This is a genomic window from Candidatus Angelobacter sp. (assembly GCA_035607015.1).
Classification (GTDB): Bacteria; Verrucomicrobiota; Verrucomicrobiia; order Limisphaerales; family AV2; genus AV2.
In genome coordinates this window covers 1-3,091 of the sequence record DATNDF010000206.1, presented here as the reverse complement: position 1 = coordinate 3,091, position 3,091 = coordinate 1, and the positions used below count along the sequence as shown (strand labels likewise).

4 protein-coding genes are annotated in these 3,091 nt (G+C 59.9%); 2 read left to right on the top strand and 2 right to left on the bottom strand.

What is annotated here, in order from left to right:
• Positions 1 to 281 (bottom strand): hypothetical protein (locus VN887_08390; protein ID HXT40027.1); only part of this gene is annotated, 281 nt, incomplete at its 3' end.
• 15 nt (positions 282 to 296) lie between these two features.
• Positions 297 to 1,058 (bottom strand): ABC transporter ATP-binding protein, encoded by a 762-nt coding sequence (locus VN887_08385; protein HXT40026.1) that lies wholly within the window; start codon positions 1,056 to 1,058, stop codon positions 297 to 299.
• Positions 1,059 to 1,199: 141 nt separating this feature from the next.
• Here VN887_08385 and VN887_08380 point away from each other — a divergent pair, with 141 nt between their 5' ends.
• Both VN887_08380 and VN887_08375 read left to right on the top strand, forming a co-directional pair.
• Positions 1,200 to 2,867 carry a class I SAM-dependent DNA methyltransferase gene (locus tag VN887_08380; protein HXT40025.1) on the top strand — a complete coding sequence of 556 codons (1,668 nt, stop codon included), beginning with the start codon at positions 1,200 to 1,202 and terminating at the stop codon, positions 2,865 to 2,867.
• Positions 2,857 to 3,091, top strand: a 235-nt coding sequence (locus VN887_08375) for a restriction endonuclease subunit S (GenBank protein ID HXT40024.1), incomplete at its 3' end; no start/stop codon positions are given. The genes VN887_08380 and VN887_08375, both read left to right, overlap by 11 nt.

Sequence of the window (3,091 nt, the reverse complement as noted above, 5' to 3'; positions counted from 1 at the left end):
CCCAGATCAATCGTCTCCGAACGCTGAATCTCCGCGAGCACGCCGATCATCCACAGGATGAGAAACACGCAAACGGCCGCATCCCAGATCAGCAGCAGGGACTGGGGCGACGCCTCGGACAGGGCTTTTGCGCCGATCAGCGAGCCGCCGATGCCCGCGCCCAGCGCGACGAACAGCGCTCCAACCACTGCAAGGGTGGTGACAATGACCGTCAGCGCGCCGCCGCGCTTCGACCATTGATTGCGCGTCAGACGCCAGCGAAGCCAGAGGATGGTGCGCAACTGGCTCCAGTTCATTCAGCCCTCCAGCCAGCTCAACTTCTGCCGTTCCACCTGGTCGCCGCCCACCTCCTTCAAAAACAGTTCCTCGAGCGAACCGGCGGCCTGCACCTCTCCCATCGCGCCCTGATACACGAGCCGGCCCCGGGCGATGATCCCCACGTCGGTGCACAGCTTCTCCACGATCTCCAGCACGTGCGACGTGAGGAACACCGTCGCGCCGCGCTCAACGCACCGCTTCAAAATGTCCCGCAACACCCGCGAAGCGACCGCATCCACGCCCTCGAACGGTTCGTCCAGGAACAATAGGTCGGGATTGGGAATCAGCGCCGCGGCCAGCGCCAGTTTCTTCTTCATGCCGTGCGAGAATTCGAGCGTGAGCTTTTTTTCGAGGTTCTGCAGCTCCATCATGGTGAGCAGTTCCTCGCAACGCTCCCGCACCGTGGCCAGCGGCAGGAGATACATCCGCCCGACGAAGGTGAGATATTCGCGCGCGGTGAGATTGTCGAACAACGCGAGGTTTTCCGGCACCACGCCGACCCGCCGCTTGACCTCGCGCGCCCGGTCCGCGTCGGCCATGTCCTCCGCCAGGATGCGCATCGAGCCGCCGGAGGGCGCGAGCAGGCCGGTGAGCATTTTGATGGTGGTCGATTTCCCGGCGCCGTTCGGGCCGAGGAACCCGTAAAACTTCCCGCGATCCACCTGCAGGTTGAGTCCGTCCACGGCCACAAAATCTCCAAAACGCCGGGTCAGGCCGGTGGTCTCGATGGCGAGGTTCATCCGGGCCGGAGGTTAGCGACCCGCGCTGGAAAGAGCGAGCGACTTTTCCGTGACTTCCATGAAGGGCGTATCTGTCTGCTGCGTCTCGGAGTTTTTAATTGCCCGGGCAGCGGTTTGAAATAGCATGGGGGTGGAGTTCCTATGCCAAGAACCAGGTCTCAAGAACAAAAGCCCAACGACTCCGGCCTCAACTTCGAAGCTCAGCTTTGGGCCGCCGCCGACAAGATGCGCGGGCACATGGACGCTTCGGAATACAAGCACGTCTGCCTCGGCCTCATCTTCCTCAAATACATCTCCGACGCCTTCGAGGAAAAACGCGAGCAACTGCTGTTCGGCTTCTCCGATCCCAAGAGCGAATGGTTCATCAAGGACGAACCGCAACGCGCCGATGCCGCCGAGAACCGCGACGAATATCTGGCCGCGAACGTCTTCTGGCTGCCGCCGGAAGCCCGCTGGCACACCATCAAGGCCAAAGCCAAGTCGCCGGAGATCGGCAAGGTCATTGACGACGCCATGGGCGCGATTGAGCGCGAGAATCCCACGCTCAAAGGCGTGCTGCCGCGGGATTACGCCCGGCCCAGCCTCGACAAAGTCCGGCTCGGCGGACTCGTGGACATCATCAGCAACATCGGCTTCAACGAATCGGCGGCGAAGTCCAAGGACGTGCTCGGGCGCGTCTATGAATACTTTCTCGGGAAGTTCGCCAGCGCGGAAGGCAAGGGCGGCGGTGAGTTTTACACCCCGCAATGCGTCGTGCAGGTGCTCGTCGCCATGCTCGAACCCTACAAAGGTCGCGTGTTTGACCCGTGCTGCGGTTCGGGCGGCATGTTCGTGTCCTCGGAAAAATTCGTGGAAGAACACGGCGGACGCGTGGGCGACATCGCGGTTTACGGGCAGGAATCCAACTATACCACCTGGAAACTGGCGCGGATGAACCTCGCCATTCGCGGCATTGACGCCAATCTCGGCCTGCGCAACGCCGACAGCTTCCGGCAGGATCTGCATCCCGACCTCAAGGCCGATTTCATTTTGGCGAATCCGCCGTTCAACATGAGCGATTGGGGCGGCGAAAACCTGCGGCAGGACGTGCGCTGGAAATTCGGGATGCCGCCGGTGAACAACGCCAACTACGCGTGGATTCAACATTTCATCCATCACCTCTCCCCCGTGGGCGTGGCGGGATTCGTCATGGCGAATGGTTCAATGTCCACGCAGACCACGGGCGAAGGCGACATTCGCAAAGCCTTGATTGAAGCCGACCTCGTGGATTGCATGGTCGCGCTGCCCGGCCAGTTGTTTTTCACCACGCAAATTCCCGTGTGCCTCTGGTTTCTGGCCCGCGACAAGAAGAATCACAAACGCCGTGACCGCCGTGGCGAAACACTTTTCATTGATGCCCGGAAAATGGGCGTGCTGGTTGACCGCATCCACCGGGAACTGACTGCCGAAGAAATCAAAAAAGTCTCCGACTGCTACCACGCATGGAAATCCAAAGATGGCGCTGTAGCGGCGGTCTATGACCGCCGTTCCCCGGACGCGAAGAAAGACGGCGCTCACAGAGCGCCGCTACAGAAATACGCCGATGAATCCGGCTTTTGCAAATCGGTGAAACTCGAGGAAATCTCGACGCACGATTATGTCCTCACGCCGGGACGTTATGTCGGCGCTGCGGACGTGGAAGACGACGGCGAACCCTTTGAGGGGAAAATGAAACGGCTTACCGCGACCCTTGACCTACAATTCGCGGAATCGGCAAAGCTGGAGAAAACGATTCGGCAAAATCTAAGCAAGCTGGGATATGGAGTCTGATCGAATTCCATTCTCCGAACTTCTCGGCGAGGTTATCGACAACCGTGGCAAAACCTGTCCGACAGCCGAGCGTGGCATTCCCCTGATTGCGACGAATTGCATCCGCAATGAATTGCTTTATCCAACTTACGACAAGGTGCGCTACGTCTCGCAGGAAACTTACGACACATGGTTTCGAGGGCATCCGCAGCCCGGCGACATAATTTTTGTGAACAAGGCAACTC